Origin of the sequence: Corynebacterium sp., from assembly GCF_030152825.1 — a bacterium.
GTDB lineage: Bacteria > Actinomycetota > Actinomycetes > Mycobacteriales > Mycobacteriaceae > Corynebacterium.
On sequence record NZ_JASLIP010000007.1, the window covers coordinates 41,685 to 63,007 of the forward strand.

General features: G+C 67.1%; 17 protein-coding genes, 1 tRNA gene and 1 pseudogene. 5 read left to right on the forward strand and 14 right to left on the reverse strand.

The window, feature by feature from the left end:
- Positions 1-114 precede the first annotated feature (114 nt).
- The 6 genes from Q1V78_RS01330 to rho all read right to left on the reverse strand — a co-directional run bounded on the left by Q1V78_RS01330 (position 115) and on the right by rho (position 6,491).
- Positions 115-627 (reverse strand): hypothetical protein, encoded by a 513-nt coding sequence (locus Q1V78_RS01330; RefSeq protein WP_300610790.1) that lies wholly within the window; start codon positions 625-627, stop codon positions 115-117.
- The gene (locus Q1V78_RS01335; RefSeq protein ID WP_300610792.1) at positions 620-1,801 is read right to left on the reverse strand and encodes an MraY family glycosyltransferase; all 1,182 of its coding nucleotides are present in this window, start codon (positions 1,799-1,801) and stop codon (positions 620-622) included. Before Q1V78_RS01335 ends, Q1V78_RS01330 begins: the two co-directional genes overlap by 8 nt.
- Before the next feature lie 15 nt (positions 1,802-1,816).
- Positions 1,817-2,476, reverse strand: a complete 660-nt coding sequence (locus Q1V78_RS01340; protein ID WP_148812465.1) for an L-threonylcarbamoyladenylate synthase — start codon at positions 2,474-2,476, stop codon at positions 1,817-1,819.
- 89 nt (positions 2,477-2,565) lie between these two features.
- Complete coding sequence (locus Q1V78_RS01345; protein ID WP_300610795.1) at positions 2,566-3,576, reverse strand: HemK/PrmC family methyltransferase; 1,011 nt, start codon at positions 3,574-3,576, stop codon at positions 2,566-2,568.
- Positions 3,577-4,692, reverse strand: coding sequence for a peptide chain release factor 1 (prfA, locus tag Q1V78_RS01350; protein WP_300610797.1), 1,116 nt, complete (start codon positions 4,690-4,692; stop codon positions 3,577-3,579).
- Positions 4,693-4,754: 62 nt separating this feature from the next.
- Complete coding sequence (rho, locus tag Q1V78_RS01355; protein ID WP_300610799.1) at positions 4,755-6,491, reverse strand: transcription termination factor Rho; 1,737 nt, start codon at positions 6,489-6,491, stop codon at positions 4,755-4,757.
- 539 nt (positions 6,492-7,030) lie between these two features.
- On the opposite strand from rho, the gene Q1V78_RS01360 reads away from it, so the two are divergent.
- The 3 genes from Q1V78_RS01360 to Q1V78_RS01370 are packed head-to-tail and all read left to right on the forward strand — an operon-like array spanning position 7,031 to position 10,318.
- A complete protein-coding gene (locus Q1V78_RS01360; protein ID WP_300610801.1) occupies positions 7,031-8,800 on the forward strand; it encodes a long-chain fatty-acid--CoA ligase in 1,770 nt (589 codons plus the stop codon).
- Between the two features lie 44 nt (positions 8,801-8,844).
- Positions 8,845-9,888, forward strand: coding sequence for a GTP 3',8-cyclase MoaA (gene moaA / locus Q1V78_RS01365; protein WP_300610803.1), 1,044 nt, complete (start codon positions 8,845-8,847; stop codon positions 9,886-9,888).
- Between the two features lies 1 nt (position 9,889).
- On the forward strand, positions 9,890-10,318 hold the full coding sequence (locus Q1V78_RS01370) for an NTP transferase domain-containing protein (protein ID WP_300610805.1): 429 nt from the start codon (positions 9,890-9,892) through the stop codon (positions 10,316-10,318).
- 253 nt (positions 10,319-10,571) lie between these two features.
- Here the strand turns inward: Q1V78_RS01370 and Q1V78_RS01375 are convergent, their stop codons facing one another.
- The 3 genes and pseudogenes from Q1V78_RS01375 to Q1V78_RS09380 all read right to left on the reverse strand — a co-directional run.
- Positions 10,572-10,826, reverse strand: a complete 255-nt coding sequence (locus tag Q1V78_RS01375; RefSeq protein ID WP_284780780.1) for a MoaD/ThiS family protein — start codon at positions 10,824-10,826, stop codon at positions 10,572-10,574.
- A gap of 28 nt (positions 10,827-10,854) precedes the next feature.
- Complete coding sequence (locus Q1V78_RS01380) at positions 10,855-11,049, reverse strand: hypothetical protein (RefSeq protein ID WP_300610841.1); 195 nt, start codon at positions 11,047-11,049, stop codon at positions 10,855-10,857.
- A gap of 97 nt (positions 11,050-11,146) precedes the next feature.
- Positions 11,147-11,569, reverse strand: a pseudogene (locus tag Q1V78_RS09380) (molybdopterin-binding protein); the annotation flags it as partial.
- A 5-nt stretch (positions 11,570-11,574) separates the two neighbouring features.
- On the opposite strand from Q1V78_RS09380, the gene Q1V78_RS01390 reads away from it, so the two are divergent.
- Positions 11,575-12,627, forward strand: coding sequence for a ThiF family adenylyltransferase (locus tag Q1V78_RS01390; RefSeq protein WP_300610810.1), 1,053 nt, complete (start codon positions 11,575-11,577; stop codon positions 12,625-12,627).
- A gap of 15 nt (positions 12,628-12,642) precedes the next feature.
- Here the strand turns inward: Q1V78_RS01390 and thrB are convergent, their stop codons facing one another.
- From thrB to argS, 4 genes are all read right to left on the reverse strand, one after another.
- Positions 12,643-13,563: a homoserine kinase gene (gene thrB / locus Q1V78_RS01395; RefSeq protein WP_300610812.1), complete on the reverse strand. Its 921-nt coding sequence runs from the start codon at positions 13,561-13,563 to the stop codon at positions 12,643-12,645.
- Between the two features lie 5 nt (positions 13,564-13,568).
- Complete coding sequence (locus tag Q1V78_RS01400) at positions 13,569-14,909, reverse strand: homoserine dehydrogenase (protein ID WP_300610814.1); 1,341 nt, start codon at positions 14,907-14,909, stop codon at positions 13,569-13,571.
- A gap of 182 nt (positions 14,910-15,091) precedes the next feature.
- Entirely contained in the window at positions 15,092-16,480 is a 1,389-nt protein-coding gene (lysA, locus tag Q1V78_RS01405) for a diaminopimelate decarboxylase (RefSeq protein WP_300610816.1), read from the reverse strand.
- Between the two features lie 12 nt (positions 16,481-16,492).
- Positions 16,493-18,157 (reverse strand): arginine--tRNA ligase, encoded by a 1,665-nt coding sequence (argS, locus tag Q1V78_RS01410; protein ID WP_300610818.1) that lies wholly within the window; start codon positions 18,155-18,157, stop codon positions 16,493-16,495.
- Between the two features lie 123 nt (positions 18,158-18,280).
- On the opposite strand from argS, the gene Q1V78_RS01415 reads away from it, so the two are divergent.
- Positions 18,281-18,353: transfer RNA gene (locus Q1V78_RS01415), tRNA-Arg, on the forward strand.
- Between the two features lie 66 nt (positions 18,354-18,419).
- On the opposite strand, the gene Q1V78_RS01420 is transcribed toward Q1V78_RS01415, so the two are convergent.
- Entirely contained in the window at positions 18,420-21,314 is a 2,895-nt protein-coding gene (locus Q1V78_RS01420) for an AAA family ATPase (protein ID WP_300610820.1), read from the reverse strand.
- Between the last annotated feature and the right edge of the window lie 9 nt (positions 21,315-21,323).

Sequence of the window (21,323 nt, forward strand, 5' to 3'; positions counted from 1 at the left end):
AAACCCCACAGGATGTGATCACATTCACCTGCGGGGTTTCGCTCATTCCCTCTACGCCGGATCGCTGGCCCGAACAGCCCTCTTGCGCTGCTTGCCGCCGGCTCGATACGTGGCCTATTTCTCGGGGATATACATCAGCTTCGTGCGCGTAATTGCCATGATTTCCGAGCCGAGCATCGCCACGAGCACCAGGATGATAGTGACCCCCAGTGCCGTATTGTCATAGAAGGTCTTGTCCTTGATGACGATCAGCACAACCAGCAGCAGCGCCGCCTTGAGGAGCCAGGATCCCAGCACAGCCCCCAGGGTGGCCTGCGGGGAGGAGTTGGCAGTCACCAGCACCACGCCGATCGTCATCAACAGGAAGCCGCCACCAATCGCCGCACCGATGAGCGCGCCATAGATCCCCGGAAGGTCGCGCGTCGCGCCCCACAGGGCCAGCGAGAACACCGTCACCGCAGCCAGAGCGATGAGACCACCCCGGGCGGCACGGATCAGCGGACGGCGGGAATCACCGACGTCCGGGTCGTCCTCAACGGGAGGCAGCGGGGACTGCGCAGCTTGAGGGTCGGACACCTCGGGCTGGTCTGGCTGGCGGTCATTGTGACCTGCAAAATCTTCACTCACGTCGGATTACTCTATCTTCCGCTTCCCCAGATTTCCACAACGGAATCGCCGTGCTCGCCACGGCCACGAGCAGGAGCACCCCGACCAGGATCGCGGTCAAGTTCGTCGGCAAGACCGTGGAACCCACCGCGCTGAACGCGGCCACCCCGACCCAGGTATAAAGCACCAGCACCACCTGCTTTTGAGTGTGCCCCAGGCGCAGCAGGCGGTGGTGCAGGTGCTTCTTATCCGGCGCAAACGGGCTCTTGCCAGCCGCCACGCGGCGCACGACAGCGAGCACGAGGTCCAACAGCGGGATGAACAGCGCAGCCAGCACCACGATCACGGGAGACAGCAGCGCGAACATGTCCGCCACACCATAGAGGGAAAGGTTGATGCGCCCGGAGGCCGACACGCAGGCGGCTGAGAGCAGCATGCCGATGAGCATCGAGCCGGAATCCCCCATGAAGATTCGCGCAGGCGAGAAATTATGCGGCAAAAAGCCCATGCACACCCCGGCCAGCACGGCGGAGATGATCGCCGGCGGATACGCGGACACCGCTCCACCCTGGTCGTGCAGGATCGTCAGCGAGTAGATCAGCACGGTGCCCGCCGCTATCAGCCCCAGACCGGCAGCCAGCCCGTCCAGGCCGTCGACGAAGTTCATCGCGTTGATGATCGTGACCGTGAGCAAAACGGTCAAGATCGTGGACTGGACCTGGTCCAGGATGAGGGTGGTCCCCTCCCCGCCCGGCCAATAGATCAGATACCAGCTCAACCCCAGCAGGCTCATGAGCGTCGCCCCCACGACCTGACCGCCGAGCTTGACCCACCAGGCGATGTCCTGCAGGTCGTCGAGAATACCGACGATGACAATCACGAAGGCTGAGGCCAGCACCGCCGTCATATCCGGTGTGACCGGCGGGAATCCGCGATTCAAGGCAGGCAGCTGAGCTGCTGCGACGATCGCGACAACCACACCGGTAAACATCCCCACCCCGCCCAAGCGAGGCGTGGGAACCGTGTGCACGTCGCGCTCCCGGGGCATGGCCATGGTGCCGTAGCGGACCATGAGGTAGCGCACACCGCCAGTGGTTAGGAAGGTCACGGTACAGCCGACCAGCAACACGAGCGCCAGCTCGCGTAGCGGCACGCCGGCGCCCGCCACCGGCGTGAATCCCTGAGCCAAAAGCATCCCGTCAGCCCACCTTTAGGACTTCGAACGCAGCTCGCTGGCTGGCATCTGAAGCACCTCGCCGATCTGCTCGGCGCTGATCGCGCCCTCGCGCAGGATGCGTGGGCGGTGCCCAGCCAGGTCAACGATCGTGGAGGGTTCCCCTATGGTCGCCTCCCCGCCGTCTAGGTACACCGCCACGGAGTCGCCGAGCTGCTCCTCAGCCATGGCCACGGTGGTCGCCGGCGGCTGGCCGGAAACGTTCGCGCTGGACACGGCCATCGGGCCGGTGCGCTGCAGCAGGTCGATGGCGATCGGGTGGTTCGGCATGCGCAGCATCACGGTGCCGCGGGTGTCCCCCAGGTTCCACGGCAGGCTCGGAGCCTGCGGCACGACCAGGGAAAGCCCACCGGGCCAAAAGGCCTCGACGAGTCGGCGCAGGTGCGCGCTGAACTCCGCGACCAGCCCCTCGACGGTGTCCCAAGATCCAATCAGCACCGGCACGGGCATATCCGGGCCGCGGTGCTTGGCCTGCAGCAGAGCCTCGACGGCGGCATTATCGAAGGCATCGCAGCCGATGCCATAAAGGGTGTCCGTCGGCATGACGATCAACCGACCGCCCTTCACCGCGTTCTCTGCTGTGACGATGGCGCCCTCCCGGTCTCCGGGGTTTGTCGCGTCTACTCGCTGGGCCATGAGCTTCCTTCTCCCTTACTTGGGAATTGTGCGCTGTTTTCTTCTTCTAGAGTGTAGTGCCCCAACCGGTGCTGCCCGCGCGGTGGCTGTTATTGGCTTGCCTGTGGCGAAGTCGCTCGCCCGACGACAAAGCGGTCGCGGCCAGCGAGGTCCTGTTTCTTCACGACGTCGCTCAGTCCCGCGGCAATGAGGATCTCCCGGGTCTGATCCCCGGTGGCGTCGTCGTGTTCGACGGCGACCGGCGCCCCGGGGGCGGCGGCGCGCACGATCGCGGTGGCGACGTGGGGCATAAGCTCGAGGCCGTCGTCGCCGGAGAAAACGGCGATCGCGGGGTCGGCCCCGGTCTCGACGTCCGTTCGGCTGCCGCTGGGGACGTAGGGCGGGTTCGCCACGACGAGCTGGGCACGACCGGCAAGCCCGAGGTCGTCGAGAAGCCCCAGGTCGCGGACGTCGCCCTCCACGAGGCGGACGTCCAGCTGCTCGCCAAGCAGACCCACCCGGCGGAAGTATGTGAGGTTCTCCTGCCCCAGCTCCACCGCCGCCGGATCCAACTCGATGCCAGTCACCTCAATCCTGCAGAGCCAGCGGTAGTCGGCGGATCCGGCCGGAGCCTGCTCGCGGAGGAACTCGCCGAGCTGTGCGGCCAGCGCCAGCCCGATGGTGCCGGGACCGGCGCACAGGTCCACCACGCGCACCACCCCGTCTGCGGGGCGCAGGTTCGGCTCGGCGGCTGCGCGCTCAATCCAGGCACAGATCTGCCCCAATGCATACTCGGTGAGCAGTTCGGTTTCAGGTCGCGGGATGAAGCCGCGGGAATCGCTGTAGAGGTCGTAGCCGAAGAAGGGTGCGGCCCCCACGATGTGCTGCAGGGGCTCGCGACGCGCCCGGCGGGCCACCCACTCGGCGAAGATCACCGGCTCCGGGTTGTCACCGGCGGCGAAGACCTCGGTCAGTCCGGCCGGGGTGCGCGGCGAATCCGCGTTGCCCTGCCCGGCCAGGGCGTAGGCCATGAGCCACCGGGCGTCGTTGAGCGGAGACGCCAGACCGGCGTCGGAAAACTGCCGCGCAGCGGAGCGCACGGCCTCGCTGACGGTGGCCATTTAGGCCTCGGCCTCGAGGCGCTCGATGCGCTCGGCTTCCTTCAGAGCCGCGAAGAGGGTCTCCAGGTCCCCGTCCAGCACGGAATCCAGGTTATTGGCCTTGTAACCGATGCGGTGATCAGAGACGCGGGACTCCGGGAAGTTATAGGTGCGGATGCGCTCGGAGCGGTCCATGGTGCGGATCTGTGCCGCGCGGCCCTCCGCTGCCTCCGCCTCGGCCTCTTCTACCTTCATCTGCTGCAGGCGAGCTGCCAGCACCTGCATCGCGCGGGCGCGGTTCTGGATCTGGGAGCGTTCCTTCTGACAGGTCACGACCACGCCGGTCGGCAGGTGGGTGATGCGGACTGCCGAGTCAGTGGTGTTCACGCCCTGGCCGCCCTTACCGGAGGAACGGTAGACGTCCACGCGGATGTCCTTCTCGTCGATCTCGACATCCTCGACCTCGTCCGGCTCCGGGTAGACCAGCACACCGGCGGCGGAGGTCTGGATGCGCCCCTGGGACTCAGTCACGGGCACGCGCTGCACGCGGTGGACGCCGCCCTCGAACTTGAAGTCGGCCCACGCGCCGTCGCGGGAAGGCTGCTTGGAGCGGATGGACATGGTCATGTCCTTGACCCCGCCCAAGTCGGTCTCGTTGAGACCCAGAATCTCGGTGGCGAAGCCATGGCGCTCCGCATAACGCTGGTACATGCGCGCCAGCTCCCCCGCGAAGAGGGCTGCCTCCTCGCCACCGGCGCCGGACTTGATCTCCATGATGATGTCGTCGCCGTTCTTGGGGTCCCGCGGGGCGAGCAGATCGGTGAGCTTTTCCTGCAGCTCCTCGATCTCCGCCTCCAGGCGGGTGGCCTCCTCGGCGAACTCCGCATCCTCGCTGGCCATCTCGGCCGCGGCCTCGTGATCCTCCCGCGCGGTGTTCAGCCGCTCGTAGGTCTGGATCACCGGCTGGAGCTCCTGGAAGCGCTTGCCGACCCGGCGCGCCGCCTTCGGGTCATTGTGCAGCTCCGGATCCGCCAGCTGGGCCTCCAGCCCCTGATACTCCGAGAGGATGTCATCCATCACCGACGGGGTGTGGTCGAGCGCAGAATCCTTGCTCGAGTCTTTGCCTGCCTTGGACATGCTTTTAGTCTCTTCCTAATAGTCCTGGTCCACTGGTCAATGCTAGCCGGTTGGGGTGCGGACTAGTCATCCTCTTCCTCCGCGAGCGGGGCGGAGCTGGCGATCTGGATCATGAAGTCCCGGTTCGTCTTGTTCTTCCGCAGCTGCTTGATGAGCAGATCGATCGCGGCCTGCGGATCCAGGGCGGAGAGGATGCGGCGCAGCTTGTGCATGACGCGGGCCTCGTCCGGGCCGAGCAGCAGCTCGTCCTTTCGGGTACCGGAAGGGTTGACGTCCACGGCCGGGAACACGCGGCGCTCGGCGATCTTGCGGTCCAGCTTCAGCTCGGCGTTACCCGTGCCCTTGAACTCCTCGAAGATCACCGTGTCACCGGCGGAGCCGGTCTCCACCATCGCGGTGGCGATGATCGTCAGGCTGCCTCCGTGCTCGATGTTGCGAGCTGCACCCAGGAAACGCTTCGGCGGGTACAGGGCATTGGAGTCCACACCACCGGACAGGATGCGCCCGGAGGCCGGCGAGGAGTTGTTGTACGCACGGCCCAGTCGGGTGATGGAATCCAGCAGGAGGACCACGTCCTTACCCTGCTCGACTAGGCGCTTCGCGCGCTCCACCGCGAGCTCCGCGACGGCGGTGTGCTCCTTCGGCGGGCGGTCGAACGTCGAGGCGATGACCTCGCCGTTGACGCTGCGCTGCATGTCCGTGACCTCCTCCGGCCGCTCGTCGACGAGGACGACCATGAGGTAGCACTCCGGGTTATTGGTGGAGATCGCGTTGGCGATGTCCTGCAGGATCGTGGTCTTACCGGCCTTCGGCGGGGAGACGATGAGCGCGCGCTGGCCCTTACCGATCGGCATGATCAGGTCGATCACGCGGGTGGTCAGGACCTTCGGGGTGGTCTCCAGGCGCAGGCGCTGATTCGGGTACAGCGGGGTCAGCTTGGAGAAGTCCGGGCGCTGCGCTGCCTGCTCCGGGGACAGGCCGTTGACCATCTCTACGGAGTGCAGCGGGGTGAACTTCTGGCGGTTGCGGCCGCGGCCGCCGCCCTGCTTTGCGTTCGGACGGATGGTTCCGACGATGGCGTCGCCGTGGCGCATGCCGTACTTGCGCACCGTGTTGATCGGGACGTACACGTCCGTCGGCCCCGCGTGGTAGCCGGTGGTGCGGATGAAGGCGGTGTTGGCGTCCGCGAAATCGAGGATGCCCGCGACCGGGGCCTCCTGCGGCTCCGGCTTCTGGTCCTGCTGGTCGTTGCGGTTCTCGCCACCTCCCTCGTGGTTGCCGCCATCGCCGTGGCCACCGTTGTTCCGGTGCCCGTTGTTGCGGTCATGGCCCCGCTCTCCCCCACGACGGTTGCGGCGGTTGCGGCGGTTACGACGTCGGCGCCCCTGGTGGTTATCGCCACCGTCGTTGTGGCGGTTGTTGCGGCGATCGCCGCGCTCGTTGTTGCCCGAGTTCTGCTCCTCCTGCTGGCCGGAGTTGTTCTCCGACTCCGGGGAGGTTGGGCGCTCGTCCCGCTGGTCCTCGCGACGCTCGGCGTGCTTGCCTTCTCCGCGCTCGCTCCGGTCGCTGCGCTGATCAGCCTTCTTTTCAGCCTTCTTCTCGGCCTTCTGTGGGGGCTGATCGCTAGCTACAGCGCCGCCACCCTTGCCGGCGTTCTCGATGGCTGCCACGAGGTCTCCTTTGCGCAGTTTCGACGTTCCCTTGAGCCCCTGGGCTGCTGCAACCTGCCGCAGCTCGGCCAGCTTGAGGGAGGCCAGCCCATTGGCCTGGCCCCGCTCGATGATGTCGGACAAGCTCACGAAAGTCCTTTCCGCCGCACAGCACCCTTCGCCGACACCGGCCGGGACTATTGGCCAGTGCATCTCACGCGCTGCGCAGAAATTTGCATTGATTTTGGCCGACGACACACGCCGGCCCAGGTGGCGGCCACTCAACAGATGCGCCAAGCAGGCAACAACCCGGAATTATTCTTCAGTATTAAAAGAAATTGCCCTCGCACGATCCCGCAGATCTGGCAGACGCCCACTGTCTGGGGCCGGCCGGGGAATCGCGGTGGCGGTGCGGCTGCCGCGGGGCCAATAACAACCCGGCCCACGAAGCGGCGCTGGCGGTTGAACGCCCCACACCCTTGGAATCCTCCTGGGCCCCGGCTGATCGCACGGTGCCCTCGAAGCAGCTGCAAGTGTAACACCCGGCGATCGCTCACACACTTTTGAACCCGGCTTGAGTCACGAGTCCTCATGGCCAGGACGCATCAATGGTGGCCGAGCCACCGGGTTGGTGGACTGGTGGCGTCATAAAGAAAAGGAACACGCAGCCGCGGGCTAAGGTGGACACCATGGAATCTACGATGCAGGAACGCCCCTTTTCCGTATCGCAAATCTTGACCTACGGCACCAATGCGCACCGCAACAGCACGGTGACCACGTACCTGGGAACCGAGCCTGAGGTCACGACCTTCAAGGAGATCGGGGCGCGCGTGGCCGCACTCGCCCACGCGCTGGCCGAGGACTTCGGCATCCGCATCGGCGACCGGGTGGCAACCCTGATGGTCAACCGCACCGAGCACCTGGAGGTGCTGCTGGCGGCCCCGTCGATGGGTGCGGTCTTCCAGCCGCTGAACCGGCAGCTCGCCGACGACCAGGTCATCCACACCATCAATCACGCCGAGAACCGCGTCATCGTCTGTGACGCGGTGGACGCCGACCGCCTGGTCGAGATGCTCCCCCAGTGCCCCACCGTGGAGGGCGTGATCCTCGTCGGGGCCAGCCCCGCGGATATCACCCGCATCCAGGACCGGATCACCCTCGCCTTCGCCGAGGCTGACCCCGATCGCCGGATCCACGTGACAGACTACGAGCCGCTGCTGGATGAACGGCCCGCGATCTACGACTGGCCGGATCTTCCGGAAACCGCGCCGGCAGCACTGTGCTACTCCACCGGCACGGCCGGGGCGCCAAAGGGCGTGGTGTACTCGCATCGCTCCCTGTGGCTGCACTCCCTGGGGCTGCGCGCGGCCGATAGCTTCGGCATCCAGAACGACACCCCCTTCCTCCTGGGAGTGCCGATCTACCACGTCTTGAGCTGGGGCGTTCCGCTGGCCGCGTTCATGTCCGGCGCGCCGATGGTGATGACCGGACACACCACGGACCCCGAGCACCTCGCCCACGTCATCGAGGACGCCATGCCCCGCCAAGCGCACGGGGCCTCGGCGGTGTGGATGAGCCTGATCGTCCACTACGAGAAGACCCCGCCGCGGCGCATGAGCTTGCAGACGATCTACTCCGGTGGCTCCCAGGTTCCCCCGGCGCTGATCGACGCCTGGGAGGCTCGCTACGGCGTGGACATGATCCACTGCTGGGGAATGACGGAAACCTCGCCGATCGGCACGGTCGCTCACCCGCCCGCCGGCGTGGCTGGCCAGGCGCGTGCTGCCTACCGCTACTCCCAGGGACGCTTCCCCGTGGGACTGGAATACCGCATCGTCAACGACGCCGGCCGCGCCCTGGAATCCCACGACCGCAATGCTGGCGAGCTGCAGGTTCGCGGGAATACTGTCGCCGCCAGCTACTACGAGTCCCCCAGCCAGACCGGCGACGGTGCGGCCAGCGTCTTCCGGGGCGAGGCGGTGGACGATGGCTCCAGCCGCTTCACGGTCGACGGTTGGCTGCGCACCGGTGATATTGCCACCGTGACCCAGGACGGTTTCCTCGTCATCCACGACCGGAAGAACGACGTGATCCGCTCGGGCGGCGAGTGGATCTACTCCGCCTCCCTGGAGAACTACCTGCTGGCCCACCCCGGGGTGAACGAGGCGGCGGTCATCGGCATTCCGGACGATAAGTGGGGCCAGCGACCCCTGGCCGTCGTCGTCCTGGCCGCGGGCTACGAGCCAACGGAGGCAACCGCGACGGATATCCGCAACTCCCTGCTGCCGCAGGTTCCCGCGTGGATGGCCCCGGAGAACTTCTGCTTCGTTAAGAACATCGAGCGCACGAGCGTGGAGAAGTTCGATAAGAAGGAGCTGCGCCGGCTGATGCGCCGCGGCGAGCGGGATTTCATGACCCTGCCGGATCCCGACGAAGAAGCCGAGTTCGGCGAGGACTAGCGGCTGCTGCGGGCGTTGACAGCCCCACTAGAATGAGCCCCACGATGACTCAGAATTCTTCTGCGCCCCGCCCCCGCCAGCTGGTCGACTCCTTCGGCCGCGTGGCGCGGGATCTGCGGGTCAGCCTCACCGATCGCTGCAACTTGCGCTGCACGTACTGCATGCCGGCTGATGGCCTGGAGTGGCTGCCCACGGAGCACTCGCTGAGCGATGCGGAAGTCATCCGGCTGGTGCGCATCGGCGTGGAGACGCTGGGCCTCCGGGCGGTGCGCTTCACCGGTGGCGAGCCGCTGCTGCGTAAGTCCCTGGAGGAGCTGGTGGCGGCCACCGCCCAGCTGCGCACCGACGAAGGGCACGTGCCGGGCATCGCAATCACGACGAATGCGCTCGGCCTGGACAAGCGCGCAGCCGGGCTCGCGGCGGCCGGCTTGAGCCGCATCAATATCTCGCTGGACACCACGGATCCGCAGACCTTCGCCACACTCAGTCGGCGGGATCGGCACGAGGATGTTCTCCGCGGCATCGATGCCGCGCTGGAGGCCGGGCTGAATCCCGTGAAAATCAACTCGGTCGTCCTGCCCGGCGAAAACGAGGACTCGGCCGCGGATTTGGTGCGCTTCTGCCTGCGCAGGGGCCTGCAACTGCGCTTCATCGAGCAGATGCCGCTGGGACCGCGCGGCCAGTGGACCCGCGAGGGCATGGTGACGGCCGATGCGCTACTGGAGCGGCTGGCAACCGAATTCACGCTGCGCCCGGCAGCCGATCCCCGCGGCTCCGCGCCCGCCGAGCTGTGGGACGTCACCGACGGCGAGTATTCCGGGCAGGTGGGCATCATCGCGAGTGTGACCCACCCCTTCTGCGGGGCGTGCGACCGCACCCGACTGACCACCGACGGGGCGATCCGCTCCTGCCTGTTCTCCACGGCAGCCGACGAGGTCTCCTTGCGGGACATGATGCGGCAGGGTGCAAGCGACGAGGAACTCGCCGATGCGTGGGCGGGCGCGATGGCACGCAAGAAGCCGGGCCATGGCATTGACGACCCCGGCTTCCTCCAGCCGGAGCGCACCATGAGCAAGATCGGCGGCTAGCGTGGCGGCTCTCGTTTCCATCGCGCAGCACCGCGAGCGGGTGCTCGCGCTGGCTCAACCAAGAGTGCTCCCCGGTGTACCGCTCGACCAGGCCTATGGGCACGTGCTGACGGGGGAGGTCCGAGCCCGCCTGTGGGATTCCCTACCACCCAATTGCCCGCGGGTGGCCGTGGCACCTCAGAACCTGGGGGTGCCGACGGTCAGCGAAAACCCTCCCTTCGGCGGACCGGTGGCGGGAATCGCCGCGGGGCTGCGGGAGCTGGATACCGAATGGGTGGCGGTGTTAGCCGTCGACGCTCCTGGCTCCGCCGCACTCCTGCCCCACCTCGCCGAAACCATCGGTGGGGCGGACTGCGCGGTGGTGGTCAACGCCAAGGGCTTCGACGAGCCACTGTGTGCGCTCTGGCGCCGGGCCAGCCTGCTCAGATAGCGCAGACCGGGGAACGCGACGTACCTGCCGGTGCCCTGCTGCGGGCCGCTCGGCAGGTGGTGCTGGTGCCGGGAACGGGCGCGGAGCGGGACTTCGATACCCCGGCGCAACTCGCGCAGCTGGGTGACGTCGAGCTGGGCGACGGGGCCGAGTTGGATGACGTCGGACTTGGGTGACGTCCTACTGGTCTGAGACCGAGCTGGGCTCATCCGCGCGGCCGGATGAGGCCAACCACCGAGCGCCGAATAGGGTCCTATCCCCCGGCGAAAGGTGGCAGGACGTCCACGCGCTGCGCCCCGGCGAGCCCGGTCGCGCGCTCGGCTCGCTGGCCGTCCACGAGGAAGGTACAGCGTTCCAGGATGTCGGCCAGGCTCAGGCCAGAGTCCGTGCGCCCGGTGTGCCGCGCAGCCGCATCGTCGAGCAGCTCGCCGAGGGTGTCGAAGGCCGAAGCGGGCTCCTCGCTGACCCCGGTGGCGGCGCGGGCGGCGGCAAAGTAGTGGATACGCATGCGCCCCATGCTAGCCCGTCCCCGGGCGCTATCGGATCCAGCCCGAAAAGCTGGGCCAGACAGCCAGGATGACCTTCAGGCAGTCCCGCATGCCGCCCGAGGACGAGGAGGCGTTGACCACCAGGGTGCCGCCCGGCTCCCGGGAGCTCAGACCGATCACTCCGCGCGACATCGAGGCCTTGGGCGTGTTCTTCAGCCCCTCCACGAGCACCTGCGTTTCCACGGTCTCCAGCCGGGTGGAGATGACCTTGAGGGGTTTCCTCCGAGGTGAGGTTTCGCGGCCCCAAACCCGTTCCGCCGCAGGTCAGCAGCAGCGCCACCCCATCGGCGATTCCCCGCTCGAGCTCGCGCCGGACGGGCTCGGCGCCCTCGGGCACGACGATCAGGTCGGTGACGGTGAACCCGGCGTCCCGCAGCATCGCCGCGGCTTCCTGCCCGATGGTGTTCTCCCGCTCCCCGCCAAAGATGCGGTCGGAGACGACGACGATCTTCGCGCTATTACGCGGGTCCGTATTGTTGCGCGGGGCTGTGCTCTCGCGTGGGCCCGCGTTGTCGTGTGGGGTTGTACCTCTCATCTGCGCCCCTTGTCTGTTGTTCGGCGCCGCCCGCAGGGACCACAAGAAACACCGTTTTCTGTAGGGCTGCCGCAGGCTACCGGATCCCATTTTAGGGCTACAGTGGGAGGTCGCCTGCGGGGTATGAATCCTCGCGATATTCAGCCGCACGTGAACCCCAAGGAGCATGAAGATTGTCCTCGCACTCCGTCGACGCTGCGGGCTCGCCGAGCACCAGCGAACGCTATAGCCGCCAGGTCACCCTCATGGGGCCGGAGGCCCAGGAGAATCTTGCCGCCTCGCGGGTCGCGGTGATCGGAGCCGGTGGGCTGGGCTCCCCCGCGCTGCTGTACCTGGCCGCCGCGGGCATCGGTCACATCACGCTCATCGACGACGACACCGTGGAGCTATCCAACCTGCACCGCCAGGTGATCCACAGCTCTGCGGCTGCCGCTCACGGCGAGTCCAAGGCCCACTCTGCCCGCGCGCGGATGATAGAGCTCAACCCCGATGTTCACCTCGAACCGATCGTCGAGCGGCTGACCTGGGAGAACGCACTAGCAGTCCTGGAGGGCGCGGACCTCATCCTCGACGGGACGGATAACTTCGACACCCGGCACGTAGCCAGTCACGCGGCTGCCCGGCTGGGGATCCCGCACGTCTGGGCCTCGATCCTGGGCTATCAGGCCCAGCTATCGGTGTTCTGGGCAGGTCACGGACCGATCTACGAGGACCTCTTCCCCACCCCGCCCGCGCCGCGCGCGGTGCCCTCCTGCTCGCAGGCGGGTGTATTGGGGCCGCTGGTGGGCATCGTGGGCTCGGCGATGGCCCTGGAGGCCATCAAGCTCATCACGGGTGTGGGCCAGCCGCTGGTCGGCCGGCTCGCTTACTACGACAGCTTGACCGCAAGCTGGGAGGAAATCCCGGTGGCAGCCAACCCGGCGGTGACCGAGCAGGTGCGCACGGGAACGCCCCCGCATGGCCCGGTGGAGGTCACCGAGATTCCGCGCGGGAGCACGGTCATCGACGTGCGGGAGCCCAAGGAGTTTGCGGAATTCCACCTGCCCGGGGCGATCAATGTGCCCCTGGCCGAGATCTTGGGCGGCTACACCCCGCCGGAGGTGGAAAACGGGGCGGTCGTGGTCTGCGCGCGCGGGGCCCGTTCGGCCCACGCGGTGGATGCGCTGGAGCGACGCGGCGTCGCGGGGCTGGCCAGCCTGCGGGGCGGGCTGACCCGCTTCCGCTAGTTCGCGGTCAGCCGCTTAAGCGTCCTCGACGGTCACCGGCCCGGCCACCGTCAGCTCTTCGACGCGGATGCCCCGGTCGCGAGCCTCCTGCAGGAGCGCTTCCTCCACCGGCTCGGTGGACAGCACCAACACGGTCGGACCCGCCCCGGAGAGGAACGCCGGGTAGCCCTGGTTGCGCAGGCGGTTGACCCACTCGGAGGAGATCGGCAGCACCTCGGCGCGGAACGGCTGGTGCATCCGGTCGCGGGTTCCCTCCCACAGCAGGCTCGGGTCCTGGGAGAGGGCGACGAGCAGCACGCCGGTGCGGGAGACGTTGAATCGGGCGTCCAGGTGCGGAATATCGCTCGGCAACACACGACGCACGGCCTCGGTGGAGGCGTGAGAGTTCGGAATCAGCGCGGTAGCGCGGATATCCGGGTGGACCGTGACCGGGGCGGCGTGGTACGTCGGCTCAGTGCCGTCGACCGGGATGTTCGTCCAGGACACGACGGCGCTGCCGAGGACGGAGGCCGCGACGTTATCCGGGTGGCCCTCGAAGGTCGAGGCGAGCTGGATGATCGTGTCCGTGTCCAGGACGTCCCCGGCCAGCGCGTTGGCGGCCACCACGCCCGAGACGGCGGCGGCAGCAGAGGAACCCAGGCCGCGAGACTGCGGGATGGAGTTATTGCAGCGCACCCGAAGGCCGCGGGCGATGACGTCGGCCTTCTTCAGCCCGGCGCGAATGGCACGGACGACCAGGTGGCGCTCGTCCAGCGGCACCTCGCCCTGCCCCTCGCCGGTGACCTCCACCTCGAGGCCGGAGTCGATGACCTCGACCTCGACGTGGTCGTAGATGCTCAAGGCCAGACCCAGCGAGTCGAAGCCGGGGCCCAGGTTCGCGGAGGAACCCGGAACCTTGACCCGAACCTTGCGCCCGACGGGGATCTCAGTCGCCATTGCTGTTACTTACCTTCCATACGGATGACGGAGTGGACCTCACGGACGGCGTCGAGCTCGTTGAGCGTCGCGACGGTCTCCTCCAGGTCCTTCTCGGTGGCACTGTGGGTCACGACGACGAGGCGGGCGCCCAGGTCGTCCTTGTTCTCCTGGCGCACCGTCTTCAGGGAGACGTTGTGCTTAGAGAAAGCGTTGGAGATTTCGGCGAGCACGCCCACGCGATCCTCCACCAGCATGTCAACGTGGTACCGGGTCACGACGTCTCCAAAGTCAGCGATCGGAAGGGCGGCGTAGGTGGACTCGCGCGGACCGCGGCCACCGTGGATGATGTTTCGGGCCACGGCGACGACGTCACCGAGGACGGCGGAGGCGGTCGGGCCACCGCCGGCACCGTTGCCGTAGAACATCAGGCGGCCGGCGGACTCCGCCTCGACGAAGATGGCGTTATAGGACTCGGAGACGCTGGCCAGCGGGTGGGACAGCGGGACGAGCGCTGGGTAGACGCGGGCGGAGACCCCCGGGGTGCCGTCGGCCTGGGTGACGCGGTCGCACAGGGCGAGCAGCTTGATGGTGCAGCCTGCGGCGCGCGCGGCCTCGATGTCCTGGGTGGTGATGTTGCGGATGCCCTCGGTGTGGACGTCCTCGCTGGAGACGCGCGAGTGGAAGGCCAGGGATGCCAGGATCGCAGCCTTGGATGCGGCATCGTGGCCATCGACGTCCGCGGTCGGGTCGGCCTCGGCGTAGCCCAGCTCGGTGGCCTCGGCGAGCATCTCGTCGTAGCTGGCGCCGCGCTCGTACATCGCGTCGAGGATGAAGTTGGTGGTGCCGTTGACAATGCCCATGACGGACTCGATCTTGTCGCCGGCCAGGGAGCGCAGCAGCGGGCCGACGACCGGGATGGCAGCGGCGACGGCCGCCTCGAAGAAGAGGTCAGCGCCGGTGGACTCGGCAGCCTCAGAGAGCTCGCCGGAGTGGGCGGCGATGAGGGCCTTGTTCGCGGTGACCACGGACTTTCCGGCTTTCAGGGCTGTGTTGACGACCTGGCGTGGGTAGTCGATGCCGCCGATAACCTCGATGACGAGGTCGATGTCGTCGCGCTGCACCAGGGAGAGCGCGTCGTCCGTCAGCAGCTCGGGGTCAACTCCCTCGCGGGGGCGGGTCAAGTCGGAGACCGCGACGCCGCGGACCTCCAGTGGCCCGCCGATGCGGGCGGCGAACTCGTCGGCACGCTCGTTGAGCAGTCGGTAAACCTCAGCACCGACTGTGCCCATGCCCAGCAGTGCAACACCAATAGTGGCGTCGAGTCCTTTACCCGGGCGGATGGTGGGCGTCGATGCGTCAGTCATAAGTTTTCTCCCAATGTTGTTGTTGGTTTTGCGCTCGCCTTTGGTGGCGTCGGTTAGCCATTCTAGCGAGCGGCAGAATGCCAAGTTATTTATCGCTTAGGTCAGAGGTTAACCCACCTAGACCAAGCAGTCTAGTTTTACGTTTTGCAGGTGCGCCCCAGCCCTGCCGGGGCAGACCTTCCCTAGCCCTCGAGGGTCAAAATGTCCTCCAGGCGCTCCCGGCGAATCATCACTCGGTCCTGGCCATCGGCCACGGTAATCACCGGCGGGCGCAGGAACATGTTGTAGCGGGAGGACATCGAGTAGCAGTACGCCCCCGTCGCCGCAATGGCCAACAGGTCGCCCGGCGCGACGTCGTCGGGAACCGGGACATCATTGATCAGGATGTCGCCGGACTCGCAGTGGGAGCCGACGATGCGGGTCGGGACCAGCGTGCCGGCGACCTCGCGATTGACCACACGGACGTCGTACTCCGCCTGGTAGAGGGCCGGGCGGATGTTGTCGCTCATCCCCCCGTCGACGGAGATGTACCGGCGCACGGTGTGGTCGCTGGTCTCGACGTCCTTGACGGTGCCGACCCGGTAAACGGTCACCATGGCCGGGCCAGCGATCGCGCGCCCCGGCTCGACGTTGACGATCGGGTTAGGAACACCGACCTCCTCGGCCACCTCGGCGACCTTCGCGAGCAGGTTACGCGCCACGGAGGCCACGTCAAGCGCCTCCTGGTCCGGGGTATACGCGATGCCATAGCCGCCACCCAGGTCGAGGACGTTGAAATCCTCCCCCGTGGCTTCGTGGGATAGCAGCTGCTTCCACAGGCCCAGCAGGCGCTCGGCGGCGAGCACGAAGCCGTCGGCGTCGAAAACCTGGGAGCCGACGTGGCAGTGCAGGCCACGCAGGACCAGGCCATCGGCGGCGAGGCACTCCTCGGCCGCCTGCTTAGCCTTGCCAGATGCCAGGGAGAAGCCGAACTTCTGATCCTCGTGGGAGGTCGCGATGAACTCGTGGGTATCGACGTGCACGCCCGGGGTCACGCGCACCAGGACGTCCTGGGTGGTGCCCAGGTCGCGGGCCACGCGGGACAGTTCGGCGATCTCCTGGAGCGAGTCGATGACGATGAGTTCCACGCCCGCCTCGACGGCGGCACGGAGGAACTCCTCGTTCTTGTTATTGCCGTGCACCGTGATGCGCTCGGCCGGGAAGTTGGCGTGCAGGGCGATGCGCAACTCACCGAGGCTCGCGACATCCAGGCTGAGGCCCTCCTCAGCCACCCAGCGGCACACGGCCGTTGAGATGAAGGCCTTGGAGGCGTAGTGCACGCGCTCTCCCCCGCCGAAGGCTTCCGCCATCTCCCGGCAGCGGGAGCGGAAGTCGGCCTCGTCCATGACGAAGCTCGGGGTGCCGTGTGTGGCGGCGAGCTCTGGCAGGCTCACGCCGCCGATCGCCACCTCCCCGTTCTCCGCCCGGCGCGTGGTGCGTGGGAAGACGTGGGCCGGGATGAGATTGAACTCCTCGGTGGTGGCGGTGCGCCGGCGCAGTGGTGTGGGTTGTTGTGCTGTGACCGGATCCATACGGGTTTAGCCTTACATCCTCTCTGGTGCGGACACGCCGACCAGGCTCAGTGCGTTCTCCAGCACCTGGCGGGTGGCGGCGGCCAGGGCCAGGCGGGCGTGGAAGACCGGTGCGGCGTCCGCGCCGGTCGGCTCGTCGGCCTTCGGCAGCACCTGGCAGGCGTCGTAGAAGCGGTGGAAATCCCCGGCCAGCTTCTCCGCGTAGTGGGCGATGCGGTGCGGTTCGCGCAGCTCAGCGGCAGTGCGGACCACCTTCGGGAACTCGCCCAGGGAACGGATCAGTGTGCCCTCGCGGTCGTGGGTCAGCAGCGAGAGATCGGCGCCGGCGAAGTCCACGCCCTGCTCATCGGCCTTGCGCTGCAGGGAGCACAGGCGGGCGTGGGCGTACTGGACGTAGAACACCGGGTTCTCGTTGCTCTGGGAGGCCCACAGGTCCATGTCGATGTCCAGGGAGGAGTCCACCGAGGAGCGGATCAGCGCGTAGCGGGCCGCGTCCACGCCGATGGCCTCGACCAGGTCGTCGAGGGTGATGATGGTGCCGGCGCGCTTGGACATGCGCACGGCCTCGCCGTCGCGGACGAGGTTGACCATCTGGCCGATCATGACCTCCACCTGCTTCGGGTCGTACCCCAGGGCTGCTGCGGCGGCCTGCAGGCGGGCGATGTAGCCGTGGTGATCCGCGCCCAGCATGTAGATGCACAGGTCGTGGCCGCGGTTGATCTTATCTGCGATGTAGGCGATGTCGCCGGCGATGTAGGCGGCGTTGCCGTCGGACTTGATGACGACGCGGTCCTTATCGTCGCCGAAGTCGCTGGAGCGCAGCCACCAGGCGCCGTCGGCTTCGTAGAGATTGCCGTTGGACTTCAGCTCCTCGATGGCCTTGTCCACCGCGCCGGATTCGAAGAGGGAGTTCTCGTGGAAGAAGACGTCGAACTCGGTGCCGAACTGCTTCAGCGTGGTCTTGATGTGGTCGAACATCAGCTCCACGCCCTGGGCGCGGAAGAGCTCCTGGGCGTCCGCGTCGGAGAGCTCGCCCCAGGTCGGGTTCGCTTCGGCGACCTGGGCGGCGATGTCCTGGATGTACTGGCCACCGTAGCCGTCCTCCGGGGTGGGCTCGTTGCGCGCGGCGGCTAACAGGGACTTCGCGAAGCGGTCGATCTGGCCGCCGTGGTCGTTGAAGTAGTACTCGCGGGTCACCTCGCCACCCTGGGCGGCCAGCAGGCGGCCGAGCGAGTCGCCGACGGCAGCCCAGCGGGTACCACCCAGGTGAATCGGACCGGTGGGGTTAGCAGAGACGAATTCCAGGTTGATCTTTGTACCCTTGTAGGCATTTCCGCGGCCGAAGTCCTGGCCAGCGGCGAGAATGTTCTCGACGATCTTGCCCTGCGCGGCAGCGGCCAGGCGGATGTTGATGAATCCAGGGCCGGCGACGCTGGCCTCGTCGATCTCCGGGCTAGCGGCCAGCTGCTCAGCGAGCCACGTGCCCAGCTCGCGGGGGTTGGTGCCCGCCTTCTTGGCGGTCTGCATGGCGACGTTGGTGGCGTAGTCGCCGTGCTCTGGGTTGCGTGGGCGCTCAACCGTCGGGTTATCGGGGACGACGGAGGCGTCCAGGCCACGCTCGGTGAGGACCTCGCGGGCGATGCGTGCAATGAATTCGGAAAGTTCTGCTGGAGTCACGCCTAAAGACTTTATCAGCACGTAATGCGGGTTCGTCGGCCCCATCCGTCTGCGCTGGGCGCGCTGGCCGGTGGGGTGCTTTTGCCTCCCCTTGCACCCAGGGTGCTAGACTACCGATCTGATGCCTCCGTAGCTCAGGGGATAGAGCACTGGTTTCCGGTACCAGCGGTCGGACGTTCGAATCGTCTCGGGGGCACGTTTTATTGCCCGGGTGGCGGCGCGCGAGATGCGCGTCCCACCCGGGCTTTCGCATTCCCCGGGGCTACTCCCCGCCGCGGCGCAGCTGAACCATGTCCACCTGCTTGGCGCCCACCACGCGGGAGAAGCGCTGCGCATCACAGGTCAGCACGATGATCTGGTGCTGCTCGCCCAGCTGGGACAGCACCACGTTCATGTCCCTGCTGCGCTGCGGGTCGCTGAAACCGAGGCTGTCGTCAATAATGATCGGCACTCCCCCGCCCCGGGCCACCAGCGATGCCACCGCGAGACGGGAAAGCAGGTTGATCTGCTCCCTCGCACCACCAGACAGGGAGGACACGTCGAGGGCCACGCCGTCGTAGATGCGGCGGCTCACCTGCAGGTCCTCGTCGAACTCGAATTGGACGCCCGGACCGTAGATGGTGCGAGCAAGGACGTGGAAGGCCTCGGACAGCGGGCGGGAGTAGCGACCCCGTAGCTCGGTACGAGCCTCATTCATCGTCTCCCACAGAAGCTGGGCGGCCTCCGCCCGGGCAGTGACGGCAGCCAGGGCGCGAGCGGCCCGTTCCGCCTCGGCTGCCGCTTCACGCTTGGCCTCCGCAGCGCCTTCGCGGCCGGCCAACTCGGTGCGCAGGCGGACGAGCTCCTGGCCGCGTTGCGTGGCGTTCTTCTGCAGCACCCCGAGGCCCGCCTTCTCACCGTTAAGGAGGCCCTCAAGCTGCTCGGCGGTGGCGGCGGACTCGTATTTCTCCTTCTCCTTATCGCGAATCGCGGCAGCTGCCACCAGCGCGCTGTTCTGCACGGCGACGGCCTCCGCCAGCTGCTCGTCGCTGGCCTCTTCGCGCTGCTGAGCCAACTCGTCCTCGGCGGCCGCGAGCTGCTGCGCCTGCTGCGTGGCATTGAGTTCTGCCAGCTTGTGCTCCTGGAGGATCTGCGAGTGCTCCGTCGCGTCCTTGGCCTGCTGAGCTGCGGTGTACCGCGCCTCGCTGCGCTCGAGGAACAGTTGGGCTGTTTCCAGCTCGACCACGAGCCCCGCAAGCCCGTCTTCGTGCCCTGGGTCCTGCTCCCCCGCAGTCTGGTCCTTGGCGACCTGCGGCTCTGTGTCCTCCGTCTCTTCTCGGGACGAGTCCCGCGTTAACCGCGCGAGCTGTTCTTCGAGCTCGGGCTCAAGGCCGAATTCCTCGGCCCGCTCTGCATTCCCGCCCAGCTCCCGCCAGATATCGGCCGCGGCGCGGGCCCGGTCGGATAGCTTCTCACCTGCGGCGACCAGCTCTCGGCTGGCCTGCTCCACACTGAACTGCAGGTCCTGGGAGCTCACGCCCCCGGTGATCCCGCGCAGCTCCAGCTGTGCCTCGTCGCGATCGTTTTCCAGGGCGCGCCGTTGCTGGGCCAGCCGGTGAGCGGCCTCCGTGTCCCCGTCCTCGATGCCGAGGGCCTTCGATGCCTGGGCGACCTGTTCCCGAGCACGGCTCACCGCGGTCTCCGTCTCGCTGGTGTCTCGGGCCGGAGTGACGGCAACGCGGTAGTCCCCGAGTGCGAACTGACGCGGGGAACTCACCAGGGTGCGGTACCCCTCCGCCGTGAGTTCGACATCCTTCTCGCCGTCGCGCACCGTGCCAGCGGGACCGGTGATCTTCACCTCGGTGGCGATTGCTTCCTGCTGCGCGGTCGCCACGGCAAGCTGTGTATTGGCGCTACTCAGCGCGTCCAGGGCCTGCTGGGTCGCCGGATTCTCCGCGAGCTTATTCTCAAGATCCCGCAGCCTACCCACCGTCTTTTCTGCCTCCGCTGCGCGCTCGGTGGCGTTCTGGTGGTTCTTCTCAGCCGCTCGGTATTCGGTGCCGGCCTGCGCCCAGGCAACGTAGCCTCGCGCGAATCGCTGTTGCTCGGAGGCGCTGGAGTACTCCGCTTTCAGCTTCTGCTGTGCCTGCTGAGCCTTGGCCGCCTGTGCTGCGAGCTCATCACGCCGGCGTTCTTCCTCCTGGAGCGCGGCTCGCTTGCCAGTCACCGCTTCAACCTGCTTCTTCCGCGCGTCATGGCGGTATGTCGCCATCTCGAGCGCCTGGTGCGCGCTCTTGACCTCGCGTTCGAAACCCCGGAGCTTTTCCTGTGCCGCCCGGGCGGTCTGCAGCTGTTGTTCGAGTTCCTCGACGGCCCGCTTCGCCTCGGGCAGCTCCGCCGCAGCCTGGCGTTCCTCCTCTTCCAGTTCCGTGATCGCCCGGATCTGCCGCTGTGCTCCGTCATAGATGTCGGTGGCTTCCGCCAAGGCCTGTTCGGCGGCCTCGCGCTCGTCCTGAGCCGCCTGCAGCTCGCCATTCCTCTTCACCGCCCCCTTGGCGGTGAAATAGCGATCGTATTCCTTCTCGATCGCCGCGAGCAGCTCCGCGGCCGTGGCGTCCACCTCGTGGCCGGTATCGGTATCCGCGCTCTGGTCACTCTGTGCCGCCAGAACGGTGCTGAGGGATTGGATTCGGCCAGCGGAGAAAGCCTCCAGGCTCGCGCCCTGCTCCACCGTCAGCGCATCCAACAGGGTGCGATCCACCGTCTCGTTGAGGATCTCCTCGAAACGTTCCTCGGCCTCCCGGTCCACCAGATTCTCCACAGTGGGTGCCGAGACATCGAGGGTGGCCGCGTGCCGGCCGGTGCCGAAGCTCTTCTCGATCCGCAGCCGGTAAGACCCAATGCTCATCTCAGCGGCGACCGTGGGCTTGCCATTGCTGCCCACCGGCTTGAGCGCCATGACCTCCTGCTTGCGAGTCTTGGTGTTCACGCTCGTGTTGAGCAGGAGCTTCATAGCCTGAAGCAGGGTCGACTTTCCGGATTCGTTGCGCCCGTGCACCACGGTGACCCCGGAATCCGCCAGGTCGAGGTCGACGTGCAGCACTCCCGCGAAGTCGTCCAAGGTCAGGCGGTGGATGGCCAGACCGGTCCCGGCGTGGTGCTGCTGTGAGTTAGTCATTGTCCTCGT

Coding starts and splice junctions, on each gene's coding strand:
- Q1V78_RS01335 (WP_300610792.1), bottom strand. CDS start 1,801: ATGCTTTTGGCTCAGGGATTCACGCCGGTGGCGGGCGCCGGCGTGCCG.
- Q1V78_RS01340 (WP_148812465.1), bottom strand. CDS start 2,476: ATGGCCCAGCGAGTAGACGCGACAAACCCCGGAGACCGGGAGGGCGCC.
- Q1V78_RS01345 (WP_300610795.1), bottom strand. CDS start 3,576: ATGGCCACCGTCAGCGAGGCCGTGCGCTCCGCTGCGCGGCAGTTTTCC.
- prfA (WP_300610797.1), bottom strand. CDS start 4,692: ATGTCCAAGGCAGGCAAAGACTCGAGCAAGGATTCTGCGCTCGACCAC.
- Q1V78_RS01360 (WP_300610801.1), top strand. CDS start 7,031: ATGGAATCTACGATGCAGGAACGCCCCTTTTCCGTATCGCAAATCTTG.
- moaA (WP_300610803.1), top strand. CDS start 8,845: ATGACTCAGAATTCTTCTGCGCCCCGCCCCCGCCAGCTGGTCGACTCC.
- Q1V78_RS01375 (WP_284780780.1), bottom strand. CDS start 10,826: ATGCGTATCCACTACTTTGCCGCCGCCCGCGCCGCCACCGGGGTCAGC.
- thrB (WP_300610812.1), bottom strand. CDS start 13,563: ATGGCGACTGAGATCCCCGTCGGGCGCAAGGTTCGGGTCAAGGTTCCG.
- Q1V78_RS01400 (WP_300610814.1), bottom strand. CDS start 14,909: ATGACTGACGCATCGACGCCCACCATCCGCCCGGGTAAAGGACTCGAC.
- lysA (WP_300610816.1), bottom strand. CDS start 16,480: ATGGATCCGGTCACAGCACAACAACCCACACCACTGCGCCGGCGCACC.
- Q1V78_RS01420 (WP_300610820.1), bottom strand. CDS start 21,314: ATGACTAACTCACAGCAGCACCACGCCGGGACCGGTCTGGCCATCCAC.